The sequence below is a fragment of the Sphaerisporangium sp. NPDC049457 genome (assembly GCF_055586705.1).
The window spans coordinates 58,233-79,791 of the sequence record NZ_JBVJHR010000015.1; the positions used below are offsets into that span (position 1 = coordinate 58,233).

General features: G+C 64.8%; 22 protein-coding genes. 11 read left to right on the forward strand and 11 right to left on the reverse strand.

Annotation, left to right across the window (positions count from 1 at the left end; genetic code table 11):
• Positions 1 to 110: 110 nt before the first annotated feature.
• Positions 111 to 3,041, reverse strand: a complete 2,931-nt coding sequence (locus tag ACZ6QO_RS23345) for an immunoglobulin-like domain-containing protein (protein WP_465853701.1) — start codon at positions 3,039 to 3,041, stop codon at positions 111 to 113.
• A 407-nt stretch (positions 3,042 to 3,448) separates the two neighbouring features.
• Between ACZ6QO_RS23345 and ACZ6QO_RS23350 the strand changes: the two genes are divergently transcribed.
• Entirely contained in the window at positions 3,449 to 3,718 is a 270-nt protein-coding gene (locus tag ACZ6QO_RS23350; RefSeq protein WP_465853702.1) for a hypothetical protein, read from the forward strand.
• A gap of 209 nt (positions 3,719 to 3,927) precedes the next feature.
• Complete coding sequence (locus ACZ6QO_RS23355) at positions 3,928 to 4,674, forward strand: class I SAM-dependent methyltransferase (protein WP_465853703.1); 747 nt, start codon at positions 3,928 to 3,930, stop codon at positions 4,672 to 4,674.
• A gap of 140 nt (positions 4,675 to 4,814) precedes the next feature.
• Here the strand turns inward: ACZ6QO_RS23355 and ACZ6QO_RS23360 are convergent, their stop codons facing one another.
• The 4 genes from ACZ6QO_RS23360 to tgmA form a co-directional block, all read right to left on the reverse strand.
• Complete coding sequence (locus ACZ6QO_RS23360) at positions 4,815 to 5,393, reverse strand: GNAT family N-acetyltransferase (RefSeq protein ID WP_465853704.1); 579 nt, start codon at positions 5,391 to 5,393, stop codon at positions 4,815 to 4,817.
• Positions 5,394 to 5,775: 382 nt separating this feature from the next.
• Positions 5,776 to 6,924, reverse strand: coding sequence for an ATP-grasp peptide maturase system methyltransferase (gene tgmC / locus ACZ6QO_RS23365; protein ID WP_465853705.1), 1,149 nt, complete (start codon positions 6,922 to 6,924; stop codon positions 5,776 to 5,778).
• Positions 6,921 to 7,868, reverse strand: coding sequence for an ATP-grasp ribosomal peptide maturase (gene tgmB, locus ACZ6QO_RS23370; RefSeq protein ID WP_465853706.1), 948 nt, complete (start codon positions 7,866 to 7,868; stop codon positions 6,921 to 6,923). The genes tgmC and tgmB overlap by 4 nt, the downstream gene beginning before the upstream one ends.
• The gene (gene tgmA, locus ACZ6QO_RS23375) at positions 7,868 to 8,131 is read right to left on the reverse strand and encodes a putative ATP-grasp-modified RiPP (RefSeq protein ID WP_465853707.1); all 264 of its coding nucleotides are present in this window, start codon (positions 8,129 to 8,131) and stop codon (positions 7,868 to 7,870) included. Before tgmA ends, tgmB begins: the two co-directional genes overlap by 1 nt.
• 352 nt (positions 8,132 to 8,483) lie before the next feature.
• On the opposite strand from tgmA, the gene ACZ6QO_RS23380 reads away from it, so the two are divergent.
• From ACZ6QO_RS23380 to ACZ6QO_RS23395, 4 genes are all read left to right on the forward strand, one after another.
• On the forward strand, positions 8,484 to 8,861 hold the full coding sequence (locus ACZ6QO_RS23380; protein WP_465853708.1) for a hypothetical protein: 378 nt from the start codon (positions 8,484 to 8,486) through the stop codon (positions 8,859 to 8,861).
• Complete coding sequence (locus ACZ6QO_RS23385; protein ID WP_465853709.1) at positions 8,830 to 9,372, forward strand: DUF6879 family protein; 543 nt, start codon at positions 8,830 to 8,832, stop codon at positions 9,370 to 9,372. Before ACZ6QO_RS23380 ends, ACZ6QO_RS23385 begins: the two co-directional genes overlap by 32 nt.
• A 37-nt stretch (positions 9,373 to 9,409) precedes the next feature.
• Complete coding sequence (locus ACZ6QO_RS23390) at positions 9,410 to 10,255, forward strand: helix-turn-helix domain-containing protein (protein WP_465853710.1); 846 nt, start codon at positions 9,410 to 9,412, stop codon at positions 10,253 to 10,255.
• 182 nt (positions 10,256 to 10,437) lie between these two features.
• Entirely contained in the window at positions 10,438 to 11,199 is a 762-nt protein-coding gene (locus ACZ6QO_RS23395; RefSeq protein ID WP_465853711.1) for a hypothetical protein, read from the forward strand.
• Positions 11,200 to 11,337: 138 nt separating this feature from the next.
• On the opposite strand, the gene ACZ6QO_RS23400 is transcribed toward ACZ6QO_RS23395, so the two are convergent.
• The gene (locus ACZ6QO_RS23400) at positions 11,338 to 11,625 is read right to left on the reverse strand and encodes a hypothetical protein (protein ID WP_465853712.1); all 288 of its coding nucleotides are present in this window, start codon (positions 11,623 to 11,625) and stop codon (positions 11,338 to 11,340) included.
• 14 nt (positions 11,626 to 11,639) lie between these two features.
• Positions 11,640 to 12,176, reverse strand: coding sequence for an ATP-binding protein (locus ACZ6QO_RS23405; RefSeq protein WP_465853713.1), 537 nt, complete (start codon positions 12,174 to 12,176; stop codon positions 11,640 to 11,642).
• A 238-nt stretch (positions 12,177 to 12,414) separates the two neighbouring features.
• Between ACZ6QO_RS23405 and ACZ6QO_RS23410 the strand changes: the two genes are divergently transcribed.
• Positions 12,415 to 13,272, forward strand: coding sequence for a helix-turn-helix domain-containing protein (locus tag ACZ6QO_RS23410; protein ID WP_465853714.1), 858 nt, complete (start codon positions 12,415 to 12,417; stop codon positions 13,270 to 13,272).
• 13 nt (positions 13,273 to 13,285) lie between these two features.
• Positions 13,286 to 13,489, forward strand: coding sequence for a DUF397 domain-containing protein (locus ACZ6QO_RS23415; protein ID WP_465853715.1), 204 nt, complete (start codon positions 13,286 to 13,288; stop codon positions 13,487 to 13,489).
• Positions 13,490 to 13,709: 220 nt separating this feature from the next.
• On the opposite strand, the gene ACZ6QO_RS23420 is transcribed toward ACZ6QO_RS23415, so the two are convergent.
• Positions 13,710 to 14,240, reverse strand: coding sequence for a very short patch repair endonuclease (locus ACZ6QO_RS23420; protein WP_465853716.1), 531 nt, complete (start codon positions 14,238 to 14,240; stop codon positions 13,710 to 13,712).
• A gap of 64 nt (positions 14,241 to 14,304) precedes the next feature.
• Between ACZ6QO_RS23420 and ACZ6QO_RS23425 the strand changes: the two genes are divergently transcribed.
• A complete protein-coding gene (locus ACZ6QO_RS23425; RefSeq protein ID WP_465853717.1) occupies positions 14,305 to 15,615 on the forward strand; it encodes a DNA cytosine methyltransferase in 1,311 nt (436 codons plus the stop codon).
• A gap of 131 nt (positions 15,616 to 15,746) precedes the next feature.
• Here the strand turns inward: ACZ6QO_RS23425 and ACZ6QO_RS23430 are convergent, their stop codons facing one another.
• The 3 genes from ACZ6QO_RS23430 to ACZ6QO_RS23440 all read right to left on the reverse strand — a co-directional run bounded on the left by ACZ6QO_RS23430 (position 15,747) and on the right by ACZ6QO_RS23440 (position 19,757).
• Positions 15,747 to 17,480, reverse strand: a complete 1,734-nt coding sequence (locus tag ACZ6QO_RS23430) for a DEAD/DEAH box helicase (protein WP_465853718.1) — start codon at positions 17,478 to 17,480, stop codon at positions 15,747 to 15,749.
• A gap of 101 nt (positions 17,481 to 17,581) precedes the next feature.
• Entirely contained in the window at positions 17,582 to 18,952 is a 1,371-nt protein-coding gene (locus ACZ6QO_RS23435) for a ParB N-terminal domain-containing protein (protein ID WP_465853719.1), read from the reverse strand.
• Between the two features lie 130 nt (positions 18,953 to 19,082).
• Positions 19,083 to 19,757, reverse strand: coding sequence for a hypothetical protein (locus ACZ6QO_RS23440; RefSeq protein WP_465853720.1), 675 nt, complete (start codon positions 19,755 to 19,757; stop codon positions 19,083 to 19,085).
• A 714-nt stretch (positions 19,758 to 20,471) separates the two neighbouring features.
• Here ACZ6QO_RS23440 and ACZ6QO_RS23445 point away from each other — a divergent pair.
• Entirely contained in the window at positions 20,472 to 20,810 is a 339-nt protein-coding gene (locus ACZ6QO_RS23445) for a hypothetical protein (RefSeq protein ID WP_465853721.1), read from the forward strand.
• A 42-nt stretch (positions 20,811 to 20,852) separates the two neighbouring features.
• Complete coding sequence (locus tag ACZ6QO_RS23450) at positions 20,853 to 21,170, forward strand: NUDIX domain-containing protein (protein ID WP_465853722.1); 318 nt, start codon at positions 20,853 to 20,855, stop codon at positions 21,168 to 21,170.
• Positions 21,171 to 21,559 lie beyond the last annotated feature (389 nt).

Below are 21,559 nucleotides of genomic sequence, written 5' to 3' on the forward strand. Positions count from 1 at the left end.
AGGGGGGGGGGGGTGGGGGGGGTGGGGGGGGGGGAGGGGGGGGGGGAGGGGGGGGGGGGAGGGGGGGGGGGGGGGGGGGGGGGGGGGGCCCCCCCCCCCCCGCCACCTTGCTAACGCACCGTCAACTTCTGGTAGTCGGCGGCGTGCGGCCGGTAGGTCGGGTTGCCGGAGTAGGCGACGTGGACCGTGTAGTTCCCGCGCCGCAGATCGGCGGTCCGCAGTGTGACGACGGCCTTGCCGTCCACCAGTGGCACGACCTGCACGGTGCCGCCGAAGGTGACGGCAACCTCGCCGGTCGGGGTCGGAGCGTTGTGCTTCGGCCCGCGCGCCGGCTTGACGGTCACGTTCAGCGTGAACGTGCCCCCGCGGACGACCGACGCCGGCGCGGCTTTCGCCTGGACCTTGACGGCGTTGGGACCGGAGGGCACCTCGAACGACGCCGTACCCTCCGACGCCTTCAGGTGGTCGAAGCCGAGGTACTCGGCCTTGACCGTCCGGGTACCCGCGGGCAGACCCGCCGGCAGCGTGACCATGGCCGCGCCGTCGTCCAGGTAGGCGAGCTTCGACCACGAGCCGATGCTGAACCGCACCTGTCCGCCGGTCTCGAAGCCGTCGGCCGCCTCGACCGTGGCGGTGGCCGTGGTCGTCTCGGCCCCGCTCGCGTACGGCTCGACGGCCACCTCGGTGGTGGTCGTGACGTCGCTGTTCGGGATGCCGCGGATGTCGTTCCACTCGCGGAGGGTGATCGGGATCACGGTGCCGTGACGCGGACGGACGACGCCCGCGTTGGTCATCGTGAGCGCCTTGGCGTTCCAGGTCGGCGCCTCGATGTTCTCGTGGCACGCGGCCTGGTATCCACCACCGTTCGTGTACCGGTCACCCCAGAGGTAGAACTGGCCGGGGCAGGAGGTGTCGCCGGGGTTGGCCTTGAAGATGACCGGCCCCTCGTACCCCTGGTTGGCGACCCACGTCGTGCGCCCCAGAGCCGGAGCGAGCAACGTCCAGTTGCCGAGGTCGCTGTCCAGGAAGTCGGTGTGCTTCTCCGAGAAGATGTCCGAGCCCTGGTTGCCGGCCTCGTTCTTGGTCACGCGGTAGTAGTGGTCACCGACCCGGATCGCGGTCGTGTCGATCCGCGACAGCGGGGCCGGGTTCTGCCACACCTTGGGACCGGAGAACGTCTGGAAGTCGCGCGTCGTGGCGTACCACATCTGCGCGTTCCCCTGACCGGTGCGGTTCACGGGGTCGTTCCACAGCGACTGCGCCCAGAACACGGCGTAGGCGCCGATCTCCTCGACCCACAGCGACTCGGGTGCGAAGGCGTTGCCCGCGTTGTCGGGCGCGACCTTCACGTGCCGCTGAGGCGTCCAGTGCACGAGGTCGTGCGACTCGAACACCTCGATGTACTGGGTGTCGTTGATGGCGTATCCGCCCTGGTCGTACCAGTTCAGGTCGGTCGCGATCATGTAGAACGTGTCGCCGTCGGGTGAGCGGACGATGTGCGGGTCGCGAAGGCCCTGGTCGCCCAACTGTGAGATGAGCGAAGGCCGGCCTCCGGTCAGCCCGGTCCAGTCCAGAGCGGTGTTCCCGTTGGACGTCGCGAACATGATCTGCTCGCCGTCGGCGATCCCCTCGCCCTTGAAGTAACCCATGAAGTACCGCTCGTACTCCTCGGACCGGGGCTTGGCGGTGACGGTCACCGGGAACGACTTCGTCTTCGAGGCCGAACCCTTGGTGATGGTGGCCGTCAGGGTGGCGGTGACATCCGGACGGCCGAAGGCCGGGCGGGTGACCTCACCCATCGGGGTGACGAGGTCGGTGGTCGACTTCCAGGTGATCGTGGATCCGAACTCGCCGCCGGCGGGAAGGTCGATGTTTCCGCGCACGTCGTGGGTGGCGTACAGGGTCAGGTCGAACGTGTCACGGTCGACCGCCTGCGCGTCGTCGAACTCGGCCTTCACCACGATGGGGATCTCCCGTGTGGTGACCTCTTGGGCGCCCTTGCGGACGGTCGCCGTGAGCGTGGCCGTAGCGTCGGGCCGCCCCTGCGCGGGCCGGGTGATCTTGCCGACCACCGCGACCTTGCGTGCGCTGGCGAGGGCCGGTGGGGTGCGGACCTCGACGACCGACGGGTCCGAACTCGTCCACGTGATGGCCGAGCCCGCCACGGAGCCCATCTTGGGCAGCACGATGTCGTGGACGATCGCGCTGGTCAGGCCGAGGTCGATGGCGGCGGCGTCGGCGCGGACGCCATCGGAGACGGTCTTCTTCGCCAGGGCGAGCGTCTCGTCAAGGCTCACCGCCCGGTCGTAGACCCGGAAGTCCCGCATCGTTCCGCGGAACGAGTAGTGGCCCGACGTCTGGGAGCGAGCGAGGAAGTTGCAGTTGGTCCCCGCGGCGTTCACCGACGGCGCCGTGGTCAGGTTCGTCGACGTCGCGTGCAGGACGCCGTCGAGGTAGAGCCTGCCGGTCCAGCTCGTACCGTTCTCGTTCAGTGACTGGGTGTAGGTGACATGCGTCCACGCTCCCTCGAGCACGCGGACCCGGTTCTGCTGGAGGTTCACCGAACCCACCGCGACGCGGAACCGCTGGGTGTTCGACGCGAAGATGGAGCCCTGGGCGCCGGTGTCGACGTCGCACGAGCCGGACTTCGCGCCGAAGCCCCACATCTGGTGCTCGCCGACGTTCGCCGGGTCGATCCACACGTCATAGTCGACGGTGAGGTTCGACATGCCGGCGGTGATGTCGTTCGGCAGCTTCACGTACGCACCATCGAGGGCGCTCTCGTAGGAAGCGGGGTTGAACCGCACTCCATCGCCGGTCAGGGTGGCCTTCTCCGGATTCACGAGCGTGGCGTTCGCCGCCGAGCCCGCGCTACCCGAGTTGATCAGCGTCGTCCCACTGGTCTCGTCGAGGGCGAAGTGGTGCACCAGACCCTCGTTGAGCTCCTCCTCGGCGGCCTGCGAGGGCGTCGCCGCCAACGAGACCGAGAGAAGCGCGCCCAGTGCCAGGCCCGCGACGCCTCTCCCCTTCCGGATCAGCATGTGGCGCGACCTTCGCCGTCGCACGTGATCCTCCTCGATCCGATCGCTGTAGACGCGCGGGGTACGGCCCCGTCCGGGGCGGGGCCGGTCAGCGTGCCGGCGAGGCCCGGCGTGATCAGGCGTGGTTGCGTGTTCCGGCAAGACGAGGGCAGCACAGACAAAGGTTCACCTCGCTGTGAGATGTGGGGGGTGGGGGTGAACTGGGAGGGCCGTGGCTATTTGTCACAGATGTCCGGGTCTTGATCCAGACACTAACCTCCGGTCCCAGCGAAAGAAAGCCTCACTTGACGCCGAACTTCTCAGTGAACCGGCGAAAGTACGCGAGACTTGGGTAAATGGCGCCCCCGTGCTGTTCCGGGCCCGCGAACAGCGGATGCCGCCGAAACACGGCAGATCAAGGCGTCCCTGTGCCCGACGCGCCCAGTGTGGCGGCGGCCCGGCACATCCGCGACGTCACCGGCCTGCCGGTCGGCGCCTCGTCGGGCACCGCACTGTGGGCGGCGCTGGAGCTGGTCGAGCGCATGCGGGGCAGAGGCGAGACCGGCACGGTGATGTCGCTGATCGGCGACGCGTCCGACCGACACCTGGCGACCTGCCACAACGACGACTGGGCCACCAGGAAAAGACTGAACGTCGGACAGCACACGGGCACTCTGCGGCAACGCACCGGCGCGTAGCCCGTACCAACGTACGTGGCGGCCGGAAGGCATGGAACGCCGAACGCACTACGACCTACGCCCCCTCGACGCCGCCACTTGACACCCCTGAGTCCCTGTCCCATCAATAGGTGAAATAGCGATCAAGCAGTGTCCCGCGTGGCGACCCGCCACCCAGGCCACCGGGACGGGCAGAGCCGACGATGGTGACAGCACGAGAGGCAACGCCAATGTCCAGCACGCCGTTGTACGACACCATCGGAGCCGCCTACACCGTGACGCGGCGCACCGAACCGCGCATCGCCGCGCAGATCTGGGCCGCCCTCGGCGATGCCCGGACCATCCTGAACGTCGGGGCGGGCACCGGGTCCTACGAGCCCTCCGACCGCCAGGTCCTCGCGGTGGAACCGTCGGCGCTCATGCGTTCGCAGCGCCCCACGGACGCGGCGCCGTGCCTGATCGGGTCCGCTGAGAGCCTGCCGTTCGACGACCGCTCCTTCGACGCCGCGATGGCCGTCGCCTCCGTTCACCACTGGCAGGACCCGATCGCCGGCCTGCGCGAGCTGCGGCGAGTCGCTCGCCGCGTGGTGGTGTTCACCCACGACACCAGCGGCGCGGCTTGGCTGCACCGGTTCTGGCTCACCCGCGACTACCTGCCCGAGGTCGCGAACCTCCTCATCGGCCGGCCTTCGGTGACCGAGCTGGCCGATGCGATCGGAGCCCGGACGGAACCGGTGCCCATTCCCTGGGACTGCGCCGACGGCTTCCTCGAGGCCTACTGGCGCCGACCCGAGGCGTACCTGGACGAGAACGTCCGCCGCGGGATCTCGGTCTGGGCCAGAGTCGGGCCCGACGCCGAACAACGCGCGGTGCGCACCCTCCGCGCCGACCTCACGTCCGGCCGCTGGGCCGAACGCAACCGGGACCTCCTCAACCGCGACACAGCAGAACTAGGCCTCCGCCTACTGATCGCCTGAACCCCCACTGCGGCCGGGCGCCAATCTCAGACGACTTCTGTCCACGGCTTGCCGAGTCCTGCCCTCCAGCAGGACCCTCGCTCACGCTGGGTCGCGTTCCCCTACCGCCGTACCCTGGCTCGTCGGCGCGAGCACTCTGGTCAAGCTTCGGCCGTCTGGCGAGCGAGCCACCGCTCTCGAGTGATCGCATACTCGACCTCACCGAGATCGCTGCCGGGGATCGGCTCGTCCCACTCCATGTGGAACGTACGGACATGCTCCATCCCGAGTGCGGTCATGGTCGCCCGGGAGGCGGTGTTGACCACCATGGTCTCGGCGAAGATGCGGAGCAGCCGGAGCTCTTCGAACCCGTGTCGGATGAGCTCGCGGGCTCCCTCGCTGGCCAATCCCCGACGCCAGTAGCGACGCAGGAGCCGGTAGCCAAGCTCGGCCTGCCCTTCGACCGGTCCTTGATCGACGCGCTCCGGCGGCTGCAGGATCCACCAGCCGACGAACTGCCCGTCGACGAACCCGGCCCAGAAACCCAGTCCCGCGACGCGGTCCGCGACCGCGAGCCGCCGCCCATGGAGAACCTCGACCTCCGCACGGCTACGAGCACGGCCGTTGCCGAGGTATCGCATGACCTCGGGGTCGGCGTCGAGCACGATCTCGTGTTCGAGGTGTTCGTCGGACAGGGGAACAAGCTCGATGCGGTCGGTGCGCAGTTTCGCCTGGGACATGCGCCGCATTCTCGCGCACGAGCCACTTGCCGGTCATCCGAGTATCGACCAGCGCCGCACAGCCTCAGACGGTCTTCCAAAGGACGACATCCTGGACGACCACCTCGCACGGACAGAGAAGATGAGAGAGGAACTCCTCGCCGATCGCCCCACAGACGAACAGCCCTGAGGCCGTCGAGGTTCGGTGTGGGCGATCAGTCCAGCAGTCCTCGCGGTGCTCAACCGGTAGGCCAGGAGATCGTGACGAGACCGTCGGTCTTGCCGAGGACGGCCGTGCCGCCGGGCACGTGACCGATGGCGATACCGGTCGGCCAGTACGCCGTGCTCATCTCGCTTGGTCACCACCGGGCCGTCGACCTGGTACGTGCTTCTTTCCCCTCGCTCAGACCGGCAGGTCCCAGCTCGGCCCGTCGGGCTCGCCCAGCCAGACGTACTGACGTTCGCCCGTGACGGTGAGCCCGTACGCGGACTGGTGTGGGGAGCCCGCGTTCTGCCAGACCAGGACGGCGTGCTCGACCGCGTCCCACAGTCGCAGCGGCCCGCGCTGGCGGACCGTCCACCCACCTGCCGGCTCGGGCCGGGTGACGGCCTGCGAACCAGTGGCCACATCCCACAGGATGACCTCCTCACCACCACCCAGCCGAATCGCCGACGGCGCGGCCAACTGTGCCACGAACAGCCCGGCCGGATCGTCCAGGACTCGCGGATCCACCCGGCTCTCCCTCATCTCCCCGCCCGCGAGGTAGGGAGAGGCCACCGGCGGCGGGCCGTGGGGGCGCGCGGTCATGAAGTAGACGTCCTCCTTGAGGAACCGCCCGCTCGCCGTACCGTCGTCGCCCAGCGTGAGATGCGCGAACGCGGCTCCGCGCATCCACCCGGTCAGCGGAGCGGTGATTGTCCCGCCATCGCGGACCTGCCACATCCACGGCATCGGAACGTAGCGCACCGAGCAGGTGGCGATCAGCCGGTCATACTCGGCGTTCTTGTCATAACCCGCGAGACCGTCACCGCTCACGAGCGTGGGCGAGCACCCGGCGGCGGTGAGCGCGTCACGAGCCCGGCCGGCCACGTCGGGGTCGTACTCGATCGAGGTGACGGCCCTGTCGCCCAGCCGGTGGCACATCAGCGCGGTGGAGTAGCCGGTGCCGGTGCCGACCTCCAGCACTTTGTCCCCGTCGCAGATCTGTGCCGCCTCCAGCATCAGCACCACCAGGCCGGGCGACGTCGAGGAGGACGTCGGCGCTCCCTGAACGGTGCCACGCGCGGTCTCGACCGAATGTCCGTCGATCTGCGTCACCCAGGTCTGGTCGCGGTACACCAGCTCCAGCCATTCGTCCTCGGTGACCTCCTCGCGGTGGACCACCTTCCACCGGTCGCCGTACTCGGTGGCCTCGGCGATCGCCGACCCGAGAAAGCGTTCCCGGGCCACGGACTCGACCGCATCCCGCCAGCCGGGGTCGTGCAGCGACCCGGCCCGGACCAGCCGGTCGGCGAGCGCACGACGAAGCCGCATCCCCTCATGAACGGTCACGTCGGCTCCTCCAAGAGCAGGTCGGCGATGGCGGCGGCGATGGGTGCCCCGGTGGCATCTTCCAGCCAGGCCCACTGGCCGTTGGGATTGCACTCCAGGAATACCGGAACACCGTCCCTGGTGAGCGCGAAATCAAAGGCACCGAAGCGCAGGCCCAGCGCGTCGAGGTAGGCGAGGCAGCCCTCGGCAAGGCCGGCCGGAGGCTCGACCACCGTATACGAGACGCGGTCGTAGTCCTGCCGCCAGTCGAGCAGATCGGAGTCGAGCCGGACGCAGAACACCCGTTCCCCCACAACGGTCACCCGAAGGTCGGCTGCCTTGTCGACCCGGGCCTGGAACAGATGCGCCGCACCACCGATGCTGTCGTCCAGGTCACCCGGCTGAACCTGAGTTGTCCAGATGGTGGCGAGCTCCCCATCGGGACCTGCGTACGGGGTGGCTCGCAGTGGCTTGTAGACGATGGGACCATGCTCGGCCGCGAACGCGCGGGCATCGTCCACTCGGTTGGTGATCAGAGTGGCAGGAACCTCGAGTCCGATCCGGCGCGCGGTCGCGAGCTGCAGGGGCTTGTGCTCGGCCGCGTTGATCGCCCAGGGGTGGCTGACGAACGGACGCGGCAGGGCCGCCAGGAGTCCACCGAGCCCGAACCGTGATTGCGTCCCGACGAACCGCTCGACCTGCGAGGGGCATTCGGACAGGTAAGGGGTGGGCCGCCGGTAGTAGACGGCCCGCACCTGCTCCAGGACGATCCTCCGTGACCGTGTGGTCAGGACACCACGTGGGAGGAGCTCTCCGCACCATGCCGACAGCTCAACGTCGGCGGGGAAGTCAGCGCCGGGGTCGAGCCGGGCAACATGCGCGTCACGCTCATTGAGGTGCTTGATGACCATGTCCGCTGTCGGATCGTCCAGGCAGGTGAGCACCAGGACCACGGGCGCGGTCATCAGTCGTTGTCGTAGTCGGTGACCGTGGTCTGGTCGGAGGGCTGAGGGTCCCGACCATCGCCACTGCCGCCTGTCTGCTGCGTCTTGCTGGTCTGCTTGTTGGTGCCGTGCTTGCCCGCCTCGACGAACCGGCCGGTCGTGGCGTCGCGATAGACCGCGGTTTGGGTGGCCGGGTCGAACTCGACCCTGTACGGCGGGGCCGTCGGGGACGCGAACGGGGTCGAGCGGGTGAGGCCCCATGGCGGCCTGGGCAGGTTGTTCATGATTGCGTCCTTTCTCCGATGCGTCGAAGTTGCGGGTTTCACATTCGCCCGAACCGCGCGCTCCACCGATCCCGTCGTCACTGAGCCCGTTGTCCTGGCGGTCGAGAGGTGCGTTACGGACAGTGAACTGCAAAACGTCCGGACAGGCAGCAGGACAGAAGGGCTTGCGCTGACGCTAGAAACGCCTTCACCTGCACATCAACGAGTTTGAGCGTCTTTGCGGGAAGAGCCTTCACGGCTGGCGGCGGCTTCGGTAGGCCGCGCAAACTCTCGCAAACTCCTTGAGGCGGTAACGCAGAGCGCACAAACTCGGTGGCGTAGTCATCCGCTCTCGATCGGAGGAGAGGTCCCCATGGCGCTACGTTTCCTCGGCAAGGACACCATCGACGGAGGTTCGCCAACGCTGTTCGACGATGGCGACAGATACGTACTCCAAGGCTGGATCGTCACCGAGCCGGCCGTGCTCAGCGACGTCACCCTCGCTGAGCACGAGACCCTCGTCGAGGTGCCGAAGAAGCTGATGACGTTCCTGCCGCAGGGCGCGGCCGTCCCGCCGGGATGGCCCCTGGTGGTCGATCGCGGCGAGACCTACGTGTTCCGAGGGCCGCGCATCACCGACCCGGGCGTGCTCGCTCAACTGGACATGCCCAGCCATGAGACAGTGATCGAGATCCCGAAGACCGCGCCGGAGGTGACCAGTGGCCTGGAGCGCCGGAGCGCCGACGTTTGACCAGTGGACCGCGCTGTTCCGCTCGTGTGAGCGGTCGGCCGTGCACCTGGAGATGCGTGACCTGTACGCCGTATCCGCCGAGGACCCGATGTTCTCGGCATGGAAGGCGGGCCGTCGCTACGACCCGGCTGACGAGCAGTCGTGGTGGCGGCCATGGCTCAGCCTGATGAGGGAGACGACCTGCAGAGGTGTGGAGGTCAGGCGGGCCCGCATCGTGTCAGAACCGGTGACCGAGTACATCCGCTTCGAGTACGACGTCTCCTTCACCAACCTGCTGGCGGGCGAACAGGGACGATGGCTTCCTCGGCGCCTCGCGTCCGGCATCGCCTTGCCCGGCAACGACTTCTGGTTGTTCGACGGAGACCGGGTGCAGTTCAACCACTTCACCGGAGAGGGCGACTGGGCTGGAGTGGAGTGGTGCGAAGATCCCGACGTGGTGAAATTGTGCACGGCGGCGTTCGACGCGGTGTGGGCGGCGGGGATCGACCACGGCGACTACACGCCCGTCTGATCCCTCGCCTCTGTCCGCGCACCAGGTAAGCAGCACCATGCCATCGCCATCACACGCCATCGCGCAGGCCAAACAGGCCCTTGGTGTCCGCCTGCGCGAAATCCGTCTCGTCGCGGGGCTCACCGGCCGAGAACTCGGCGAGCTGACAGGATGGCACTCCTCGAAGGTGTCGAGGATCGAGCACGGCCGGCAGACGCCGTCGGGCAATGACATCAGAACTTGGTGCCGGCACTGCGAAGCCGATGACCAGGCCGGCGACCTGGTCGCATCGCTACGCACGATCGACGAGATGTACGTCGAATGGCGACGAATGCAGCGCACCGGCCTGCAGCGACTCCAGCAGGCCGCGGTTCCGCTGTACGAACGGACCACGAGCTTCCGCATCTACGAACCGTCGCTGATCCCCGGGCTGTTCCAGACGGCCGAGTACGCGCTTGCTCTCATGCGCGCCGTCGTGGCGTTCCGGGAGATCCCCGACGACACCGCCCGAGCGGTCGAGGCCCGGCTACAGCGACAGAAGGTCCTTGACTCCAGTGGCCGCCGCTGTGTGGTCCTCCTGGAGGAAGCGGCGTTACGGAACCGCATAGGAGGCGCCGAGGTGATGGCCGGTCAACTCGGTCGCCTGCTCACCGTGGCGTTCCGCCCTAACATCAGCTTAGGGATCATCCCGATCGGTGACCGTGCCATGTGGCCTACCAACGGATTCTGGATCTTCGACGAGGAACGGGTCCTTGTGGAGACCCTGTCCGCAGAGCTCACCGTGACCCAGCCCCGCGAGGTCGCCCTGTACGCCAAGGCGTTCACCGAACTCGCCGACCTGGCTTCGTACGGCGCGGCCGCACGGACCCTGATCGCCTCAGCCATCACCGCCTTGGACAGGTGAGAGCTCGGGGCCGGACGCCAAGCAGCGCGCAAGCCTCCTGATGACCTCGCATCCGGCCGGGCGGAACGCGACCGATGCCGGCTTCGGGGCATGGGCAGACCTTTCTGCCCGCGATCTGCACGTCGCTGTGAGAGGGCTCTGCACGCGGCTGTGCGAGCATTCCCGGCGTGCGGAGATAAGTGATGATCGCCGTGTTGGCGGCGCTGGCGGGGGGTTGCGGCTCGGGACCGAAGACCACTCCTGAGATCGCCGGATATGTCGAGACGTATCTGCAGGGGCACCCGGACGTCAAGCGGGTGGCGAAGAAGGGGATCCAGAGCGCCACCGTGGTCATCAAGGGGCAGGACCAGGACGTCTCCGCCGACCTGGGCAAGGGCTCGCGCGGACGGCTCATTCGGACGGGCGGTACCGCATACATGCAGACGCTTGGGGAGGAGGTGGCGCCGGGCAAGCCCTGGGACAGAATCACCAAAGAGCACGGGCCGTACAACCTGTTCGGCATCGGCTTGATCACAAGCCAGGCTATGACCTTGGTGAACAGCCACCGGGTGCACGCACTGCTGGCGGCGAGAGGACGAGTGAGCGGCCCGGCATCAGATGGCGGACTCGACAACTACACGGTCGCCATCGACATGCGGAAGGCACTCGACGAATTGGATCTCGGTGCGTTCCTCACGGTGTACGACCCGCTGCCGCTGGGGCAGGACACCGAGAACGAGTACGCCAAAGTCCGGGCCGGCGACAAGGCGGCACAGACGCGGCTTCGCGAACAGTTGCTCAAGGAGTTCGGCGCGCGCGCCACGTACGAGCTCTGGCTCGATGGCCAGGGGCGGCCGGTGCGGCAACGACTGACCGCGAAGACCCCGATGGAGATCACCTTCTCCGATTGGGGTGATACGACCGTGGCCGCTCCTCCGGCCGACCAGGTCCGGGTGCTGACCTGATCGGATGGCACTCCTCGGAGGTGTCGAGGGTCGAGCACGGCCGGCAGACGTCGCCAGGCGATAACGTCAGAACTCGGTGCCAGCACTGCGGAGCCGATGACCAGGCCGGCGACCTGGTCGCATCGCTAAGCAAGCCCCTCACCGCCCGTCGGCGACACGTCCACCGGCGTCATCCTCTGGAGGCCAGATCCGGGCGTCACGCACCCTGGCGTCTCCTCGGCGTTGCTCCTCGAAGCCGAGGATCATCGCCAGCGCCGCGTGGGCGTTCATCCTGATCAGGACGCTCGCGTCTCCAGCCGGGTCGATGAACGGTGAGACGACCGGGGAAGCGGGAATCCCCCGGCGGCCGAGCCACTCCTGCATGCGCCTGCGCAGCTCGGCGGCCAGGCGCAGCGCCTGGCGGTCGCGATCGGTGAGGTGACACATCCGGCCGCCTCCGCTCAACTCTCGCCGACGAGCAGCAGGTCCACCCACGTCTCGGGCAGCTTCTCGTCCACGTCGAACCACACGGCCATACCGTCGCCACGCCTCCGGGTGATGCCCCACTGCTTGGCCAGCGCGTCCACCAGGCGCATACCCCGGCCGCTCTCAGCGCCCTGATCATCGCGCAGCAACCGCGGCAGGCCGTTGTTCCCTTCGTCCATGACCTTGATGTGCAGGTCCTCGGTGAACGTCCGGACGATGGCCAGGGTGAAGAAGGACGACCCGCTGTACCGGACGGAGTTCGAGGTCAGCTCGGACACCAGCAGGACTGCGATCTCCGCGGCCGGGTGGTCGAGCAGCGTCTGCTGCGTGACCTGCCGAGCGCAGGACACCTGGTCCCCGGTGGCCCGGAACGTCTCCCGCCGAAAGGTACGCACCCGCAGCGCCTCACCCGCCACAGCCGGATTCGGCACCAGACTCCACCCACTCGGCGCCCCGCTCAACTCCCCCACCGCGACGTGCCCTTCCACGGCCCCCGCCTGGTCCATGGTCATCGCCCAGTCACCTCCAGATGCTCCGATTCCCTGCGCTCACAGCAGACCCAATGGCAAGCTCTACCGAGAGTGACTTGTTGACTACTAATCTGCAAGCGAAATCGAAAACATCTAGAAAATTGCAATAGATCTTGATGCTGGATTGCACGTCAAGCAAGTGGGCCGCCAGCAAGCTTCGCCCGATTCATCCCGCCCAGCATCGAGTACCCACACAGACAAGAAGGGACAAAACCCGGAGATGGCTCCATCAAGCCCCACTATCCGCCAACGTCGACTCGCCGCAGAATTGCAGCGCCTCAGAGAGGCGGCCGGCTTCACTCGAGAGGATGTCGCAGCGCGCCTCGAGTGGCACGCCACGAAGGTGTGGCGGATGGAGAACGCCCGGTCCAGCGTCACGACGGCCGATCTACGCCACCTTCTCGATCTCTACGAGGCGGACGAGCCGCATCGCGAAGCTCTCATCGCGTTCGCCCGGCAGGCCAGGCAGAAGGGCTGGTGGAGCGAGTACCGCGACGTCCTGACCGGCTCCTACAACGACCTCGAAGCACAGGCTTCGATGCTCAGAAACTTCGAACCGCTGCTGATCCCGGGTCTCCTCCAGACAGAGGCGTACGCACGAACGGTCATCCGCGCCGCACCTGTCATCGACCCTAGGGAGGTCAAACGCCGTACGGACGCTCGCATGGCCCGCCAGCAACTCCTCATTCACCAAGACGAAGGCCCGCAACTATGGGTCGTCATCGACGAGGCGGCGATCCGGCGCCCCGTGGGCGGCACCGACGTCATGTGTGAACAACTCGAACGGCTGGCGCAGCTCAGCGACGAGCCCCGCATCACGATCCAGATCATCCTGAACTCGGCCGGCGCGCATCCGGGCCTGACCGGACCCTTCGTGATCCTCGACTTCCCGAACCCGGCCTTCTTCGCCCCGGTCGTCTACCTGGAACTCGCGCCAGACGGCATGTACTTGGAGGAGACGGAGCAAATCATGCGATATACGCTGATGTTCGACCACCTCCGAGCAATCGCTCTCGGACCAGCCGAGTCGATCAAGTTCATCAAAGCCACCATGGACGGACTCGGCCATGACGAGTGAATCGAGGCGAGAGATGAACAAGACCCACGGCCCAGACCTGTCACACGCCACCTGGCAAAAGAGCAGCTACAGCCAGGGCCAGGGCAACAACTGCGTCGAGATCGCCAAGGCCGCGACGCTCGTCGCAGTGCGCGACTCCAAGGTTCCCGACAACGCTCCCCTACTCCTGACCCAAGGGCAGTGGAACGACTTCCTCGCTGCGATCAAGTCACCATGACCCCCTCGACCTCTGCCGTGAACTGCGCAGTCCCTTCAGGCCGAGTCGGACGAGAACGGCCACTTCGGCGGGTCTCGTTGATCCGATAGGTCGCTGCCTGGCGGGGCTTCGTACCGTGCAGTGACGTTTGGGGCTTCAGCACTGGACAGCGGCCTTCAGGCGGAGCCAAAATGCCCGTATAGGGATTTCATGGCATGATCAGACCACGCGGCCCACTTGCTCACTCTGATGCGCTACCGTCGCACGTGTGTTCGGAGTGAGGATCCAAGGCATCGACGACCAACTTCACAGCCGTCGGCAGGGATTCATGCTCCCACAGCCGCACGACATGCCAACCAGCAGCTGTCAGGGCCTCATCTGCTTGCCGGTCACGCTCCATGTTCCTGCGCAGCTTAGGCGCCCAGTACCACTCGTTCACGCTCGGTTGGCGTCCGTGCTCGGGGCAGACATGCCAGAAGCATCCGTCTACGAAGACAGCGATCTTCCGAGCCGTGAAGACGATGTCGGGCCGAACCTTCACACCACCGAGGTCCAACCGGAAGTCCTTGCGGTAGCGGTAGCCCAGAGCATGCAGCGCCCGGCGAAGAGCTACCTCCGGCTTGGTGTCCGCACGCCGGTTCGCCTGCATATTCCTCGAACGGCCCTCGTTCAGCGGAGCTGGATACACGCCCGACGCATGTGCTCGCAACCGGGCTTGACGCCGCCCGATCTCCGTCACAGACTCACCAGACACATCACTGTCCACCGTCATCTTCCCGACGATACCGCTATAGGCAAGCACACGCCGTGCCCAGATCCCAGAAGGAGTGCCCCACATGGCTCTTGAAGTCATCGAGATCTGTGCCGGTGCCGGCGGCCAAGTACTAGGTCTGCATTTGGCCGGCTTCACTCATCGGCTCGCATTCGAGCTAGATACACACGCATGCAACACCTTGCGCGCCAACGCCAAGGAAGGCAGGATCACCGTTACCGATCCTCGTCAAGCCGAGGACGGCACGTGGGTTATTCAGGGCGACGTGGCAGATCCCCGGCACTGGAAGCCGCAAGACTACCAAGGAGTAGATCTTTTGGCGGGAGGGGTTCCCTGCCCCCCATTCACTATTGCTGGAAAGCAGCTGGGAGCAACCGACGAACGCGACCTGTTCGCTTGGGCTGTCGAGCAAGTTGAAATAATTCAGCCACGAGCGTTGCTGCTGGAAAATGTCCGAGGAATGAGCCTGCCGCGATTTGCCGCCTACCGGCAGCATGTACTTGACAAGTTGCGCGACTTCGGATACATGGCAGATTGGCGCATTCTGAACGCCTGCGACTTCGGAGTTCCACAGCTCCGTCCCCGTTTTGTTCTCATAGCTATGAAGCCTGACGATTTCGCCTACTTCCACTGGCCCGAGAAGTCAGAAAAACCAGCACCGACCGTGGGTGAGACTCTACTAGACCTCATGCAGGAAAACGGCTGGGAGGGCGCCGAAGAATGGGCGGCCAAAGCGAATGACATCGCACCCACGATTGTGGGCGGATCAAAGAAGCACGGCGGCGCGGATCTTGGACCCAGCCGAGCAAAGCAAGCGTGGGCGGAGCTAGGCGTGGATGCGCTTGGCGTGCATGATCACGCACCCCCATACCCCCCGAAGAGGCCTATGACTGCGCTAGGTCCAAAGCTCACCTGCGAGATGGTTGCCCGCCTGCAGGGATGGGACGACGGCGAGTTTAAATGGACGTTCACCGGCGCAAAGACCTCGAGATACCGTCAGATCGGCAACGCTTTCCCTCCTCCGGTTGCCAAAGCTCTGGGTGTAGCCATCGCCAACGCACTAAATCGTGTTACTGTCCCTCACGATGTCGACCGGACCCGGGAACATGACCCCGTCTATCGCGCGCTTCGCGACACCGGCGAACTCATGACGGCACTCCAGATTGCTCAGCACGTTGCGCAGCACATTGGGCTGGAAATCGATGATCCGGAGATTGATCGACGAATCAGTCTGCTCAGCCGCGATTTCGAGGTTCTCAAGGAAGAAAAGAGCGCCGGGCTTGCCTACAAGCTTGGCGAATTCAAGGCGTTCACCGGACAGTCCGACCATTCACGGCACGCATATCTGCAAACGCACGTTTCCAAGGTTAGCTAACAGCAAGGAATATGTGGCCGATGCAACGGAGACATAGCCTTCTCACCCCTTAGGCGCGAGCCTGTACACGCAAGCACGAGTGCGGTTTGCTGGTGTCGCACCCGCATAGGATGCGACACCAGCGATGAGGGCTATCGGACTGTCGCAGCATCGATGTGTCGAAGCAGTGCCTGGATGTCACCTATATCCATTCCTCCAGCAACAGTCGGCTCCTCCTGCAAATCAGCCAACTGTCGAACCTCCGGGTCGTCTAGAATTCGTCCCATAAATTCGAGCTTCTGTTCGAGCCGGAGAGCAACCACCTCATCTATGGTACTCCGGGCGGCAAGAATGGTCACTCGTGTCTCCGCATCAGGAGACAAGCCCAGGCGATGGATGCGATCAAGACTTTGCAGAAAGCGCCCAGCCATGAAGTCGCGGTCTACATAAATAGCATCATGGCAGACTTGATGCAGGCTGATACCCTCGCCAAGTGTGGCCGGATTTGATATCAGCACCATGCAGCCCGGATCTTCTCTGAACCTCCGGAGCTGATCCTCGCGATCAGCCGTACCCCCGTGCACGGCCGCCGGATTATATGGATTTAGCATATGCTGGAGAGTGGTAACACTTCTAACAAAGGTCGACCAGACCAGCGTCTTGCGTCCCGCCGACGCATTCTCCGCAATGATAGCGAGCACTTCTTTATACTTTGGGGAGAATTCGTAACTAGGCAGGCTCCGGAGCAGATCATAAAGCGAGTCACCAGGTTGAGCCTCAAGCGGTGGCACTTGGTAGATGAGCGGCTCATGGCGCGTGGACCCCTCCACGAGGAGGGCAGGAGTGGTGGCCGCCATCAGCAACCGCAGCAGAGCACGACCGAGGACGTCAAAGTCATCTCTGGAGGCCTCAGCACGAGCCGAGTATGTCCCAACCAGCGCGTTATAGATCTCCTGATGCAGGGGAGGGAGATCAACGTAGCGAATCTTTGGCTCAAAAGGAGGAAGGCCCAACTCCTGCTTAGTCGTCCGTGTGAATAGTGGGCGTAGGACCAAACTCGCGTATGCGAGGTCTCCACCGCGAACCGCCTCGGTCACCACCCGACGGCCATGGCCTGGCCAAACAAAGGAAAGCAAGCTTTCCAAATCGCGTGCGCCGTTAGGAGCGGGAGTACCGGTCAAGATGAGCCGTCGTTTGGCGATAGGACCCAATGCGAGACATGCCGAACCATAGGCGCCTCGCGCCCCTAGCTTCATCCGGTGCGCCTCATCGAGCAGGATCATCGCAGGGGCTGCACGCAGCCACGAGGCCAAACTCGCTAGCGACTTATCCAACCGCTCGTAATTGACGATCAGCACCTCAGCGCTTGGATCGGGAGTCTTCTCCATAACCGTCACCCGGAGCGGCCGCTCAAAGCAGATGACGCTTTCGTTTTGCCAGGACTCGTAGGCCGACTTTGGGCTAACTACCAACAAGCGCCGAACTTCGCCGCGCTTTCGCAGCACTGCATAAACTGCCAGAGCCACCCGCGTCTTCCCTGCACCAGGCACACTAAAGTTCGCACCGTGCCGCAATGACAGCAGACGTGTGATATCGCGTCGCTGGAATGGCGTAAGATCGGCCTTCCAGTCTGGCCCAAGATAGTCGAGCACATTACTCTCTGCTATCTTGTACTCGCCCTCGACGGCATCATCATTGATGCGCCGCTCGGCTGCTTCTGCATCATCAAGGACGCTGTTGACTAGTTCTACGAGCTCGCCTTCCCAGTCGACACTATCCGGAGCAGGCCATGTAGCCAGCTCGCTGATGCCCACAAGGAAGTCCTCTAGTTCTATCTCCGCTGTCAGCGGCCCGCGCTGGCTGCCGACCGCTAGACGAGCAGCCATCTTCGCCAGGTCAGACTGACATTCCGGTACCGTACGCAGGACGACCTTCGTCCGTGTGATGTCGAATCCGATCGTCAGCGAGGGGCGGCCAAGTTGGCTCACTACGCCTCCACACCCGTCATCTCGGCCAGCCAGGCCACTCCGTCACCTCTTACTTGGATACTGCGGACTGACTCAACGGCCAGCTTCCCCAGTACAGCCCGCAACCGTACAACTGCCTCCTCATACGCCTCCTGATCAAGACTGTTAGATGCCCGAGCCATCACAAGATCCGTGATGCATTGTTCAATGTCGTCACAGGCGTCGTTGATTCGGTCAGGAGCCGCCTGCCGACGCTTACGGAGCCGCGCATCCTTGCCGGCAGTGCTCATGGCCTGATTAAAGGATTCCTTGGCTTCCGTGATCTTCTGTGACGCCTCGCTCAGCAATGACGCGTCTACGCGATCCCCTGCCGTTACGACTGCCTTGGCTCTTAGTAGTAGATCGGTGAGCGCTCTTGCCTCGGCTACTTCCGCGCCTACCGACTTGATCGTCCGGTTCAGCCCTGGGATAACCGAAACTGTTGGCGCGTCCGTTACCGCTACCTTGAGCGTCTCTGGCAGTCGGCGCTCTAGATACCTGGCCCTGAAGTCTGGCTCAACAAGCCGGACATCAGTCTTGGAGAAATCCAGAACAATCGCCGCCAAGCGACTCTCCTTGAGGAGATCAGCTTTGTCCCTATTCACCGCAGCTTCGCCTACATAGCGCCTGTGCAGCTCCCGGAGCTTCTCCTGATGATTCTCGAAATCCATAAGCCGGAGCTGCAGACTACTCTCCCTACTTCGGTCAATGAGGTCTCGCAGCACACCGAGAATCCATATGTCCTGCTCGCACGTAGCAACCCTTATCCTGAAGTCCCGGGCGATCTCCTGGACCGGACGGCCGAGCGTAAGCTGTTCATCAATGGCCAGCAGGCGATTGATGTATGAGTACTCACGCCGGTGATCTTTTCTTAGCTGCAGGGACAGCTCTACGGCGCTTACGTCTGCCCACGTGCACGACTCGGGCAAGACACCCACTCTGATGTGGGCGAACCCGATCTCCTTGAGACCGGCACAGCGGGTGTTGCCGTTCACAAGGACGCCCTCGCGCGTTATAAGTCCAGGCTCATTCTGCCGGAACTCGCGCAAGCTCTCCTTTAGCACATCGAAGTCAGGATCACGCTTTGCCGGATCAGCCGGGTCCGACTTGAGCAGATATTCGAGATAATCTTGGCTGTTTATGCTCCACGGATCCCTATCCAGCTCTGCGTCCCGCAATGGGTCGAAGCTGCGCTGAGCACGGATTCTATGCGTCCCTGGATTGTAATAGAGCTGAGCAACCGGCATATCGATAACTTCGACATGCAGCGGCTGACCTCGGAACTCTACTGTGAGAGTTTCCCGTACCCCCCCACCTTGCTGCGCCTCCTTAAGGCGCTGCTCGATGAGCACGCGGCTTTCTTCAGCTCGCGGTGGGGTCCCGAACGAGGTTGACATATCGATCTCCGATCACATGTGGGCTTCGAGCCGGCGCTGCGGAGATGCGTATCTGCCGCAGCGCCACCACCCTTCTACACCAGCGCTAGCTCAGTGCTCCCCGGAGCTCAGCTCTCGCCTCCGCCGGCAGAGTACGGTACGCAGCCCAGAGGCTTTCCAGCTCGCTGAACTCCCGCCTGTCCGCGGTGACCCAGCCTCCCAGAATCTGACGCTCGAATGCCGACAGCCGACGGATGCGAGACAGGAGCCCCGCAAGGTCCACCGTGACGTCCCGCCCACCGACGCGGCAACGATTGCACTCGATGACGAGTTGCACCTTGGTTACCCCCGCCTGGTTGATCTCGCGCCTCGCGACGTCGAGTTGAGCCGTCTCGTAGCTACCGTCGTACGTCTGTCCGCCGGCGATGCCACACGAACGGCACATGTGACCGTCCCGCGCCAGCAGCTCACGGCGTTGCACCGCCGTGAGCGAAGTCGACGACTTCTTCGTTGCTCTGCCGGGCAGCCACACCGGTTCCCCTATGGCGGTGAATCGCTGCTCGTTCGCCTCGAGCGTGAGGTCCTCCCGGTTCGTGTCGATCTTCCAGTCGAAGTCTCGAAGGTCTCGCATCCGACGATCGATCTGCGCGACTCCGGGAAAGGCGTCACGCAACTGCTCCTTGGTGAAGCTGTTGCCCTCTCCGATCACCTGGACCAGCCAAAGGGCGGCGCGCTTCATCGTTCCCAGACGCTCGTCTTCCCAAGACGGTAGCTGTTGCATGTACCGGCTCCTCTCTGCATGGCTCTGCGACGGCCCCCCACTTGCCCAGGCCGATCCGATGCAGCCCGCATCGGCAGCCCCGAGAGCCGTTCCTATTCCACTCTGAGGACCTTCATCGGGGAAGCGGTTTTGTATGTTCGCAGCAGAATTGTCAATACCGAACCCTTCGTAGATCGTGATCTGATACGCCAGACTTGCAAGTGACCATCACTCACGCTCCCTATGTACGAGGAGTCGGAGTTGCCCCCACGCGGACAGGTATCTCACAACTTCCATCGCGGAAGCTCAACGGCGCAGCGTGAACTCGCGGCAATGCTGCGCGAGCTGCGAGAATTGCTTGCCGACACGACTCAAAGTGCTCTCGCCAAGGAGCTATACCTAGGTGGAGCTTCCTCCCTCTCCGGGTACCTCCATGCACGTTCTCTGCCAACTCCCGAGTGCTTGAAGCGCTTCTACGAGCTGGCGCAGATCGCCGCGAGCCAGGCGGGCCGCGACATGCCGTTCAGCATGGAGAGCTTGGAGTCCGCGTACACAGCAGCCAAGGGCAGGAGGCTCTGCCGTCACTGCCCTGCTCTCCTGTCTCCAAAGCCTGCGGCTCCTGCCACTGAAACTCCAGCTTCCACCTGCGAGCCGGCTGTCGAGGCTGTCCGTCAGTCCTCTCCGGCTCCCAACGTCCCTAGTCCTCCTGGCGCTACTGCCGACTCTGCCGCATCCATGCACACGTTGCCGGTCCCCACTAGCGAGGGGGACCGGCAACCGGAGTCAGCAGTTGAATCGGCTGTCGCCGCCGAAATCGTTCTTCACTTCGAAGACGGGAGAGCCGACGATGCCCGCGTCGCGTTGCTCCATGCCGGCAGGGATCTACCAGCCGCCGATATCCCTCCCGTTGTCGACACCTTTCATGCGGCTGGGCTGAACGTCGCCGCAGACACCTTCCTGCACTACGTCGGACTGCGACCGGCAGATAGGATCCTCAAAGCACTTCGCGTCTTGATGGATGCAGAGCGCTACGAGGATGTGAAGACGATTCTTCAGTCGGCAGCCCCTGTCTGACACCCGCGCCGTTCGACTCCGCGCCTGGGTACCGTGGATGCGGTGAGCCAGGCCTATCTGCCGCCCACTGCCTGGTATGCCAGCCTGCCGACAGTTCACATTTCGGCGTGCATGCTGCTCACTGACAACGCTGATCGCGTTTTGCTGGTCAAGCCCAATTGCCGCAGCTACTGGGCGGTGCCCGGCGGGATGGTGGAGGACGGTGAGCCGCCCCAGGTGTGCGCTGCGCACGAGGTGGGCGAGGAACTGGGCCTGGAGGTACGGTCCGGCGCGTCGTTTGTGGTCGACTGGGTGTCGGCGATGGGCGATCGGCGGCGGCCGATGATGAACCCTCATCTTCGATGGCGGCACTGTCGCTGATCCTGCCCGGATCCGGCTGCAGGCCGACGAGCTCGACGCCGCCCGGTTCTGGTCGTGGGAGGAGGCGGCCACCAAGCTGCCTGCTGTGACCGCCGTTCGCATCCCGGCGGCCCGTACCGCTCGAAAGAACCAGGAGACGATCTTCCTGCCGGCCGAGCGCGACGGGTCGATGAGGGCCGCAGGCAGGCCGTCGCGGAAGACGACGTTGCCGGGGCAGTGGTCGCGGTGGCCCACCACCAGCGGCTCGCCGTCCGGGGTTGAGTCGCCGGCCCGCATTCCGGGGATCTCGCCCCACGCGGCGTCCTCGGGCGGGACCCAGGCCTCGGCGTCGTGCAGCCGCCGGATGAGCTGTGCCAGTGCGACCAGCACATCGTCCCTCGCCGTCTCCG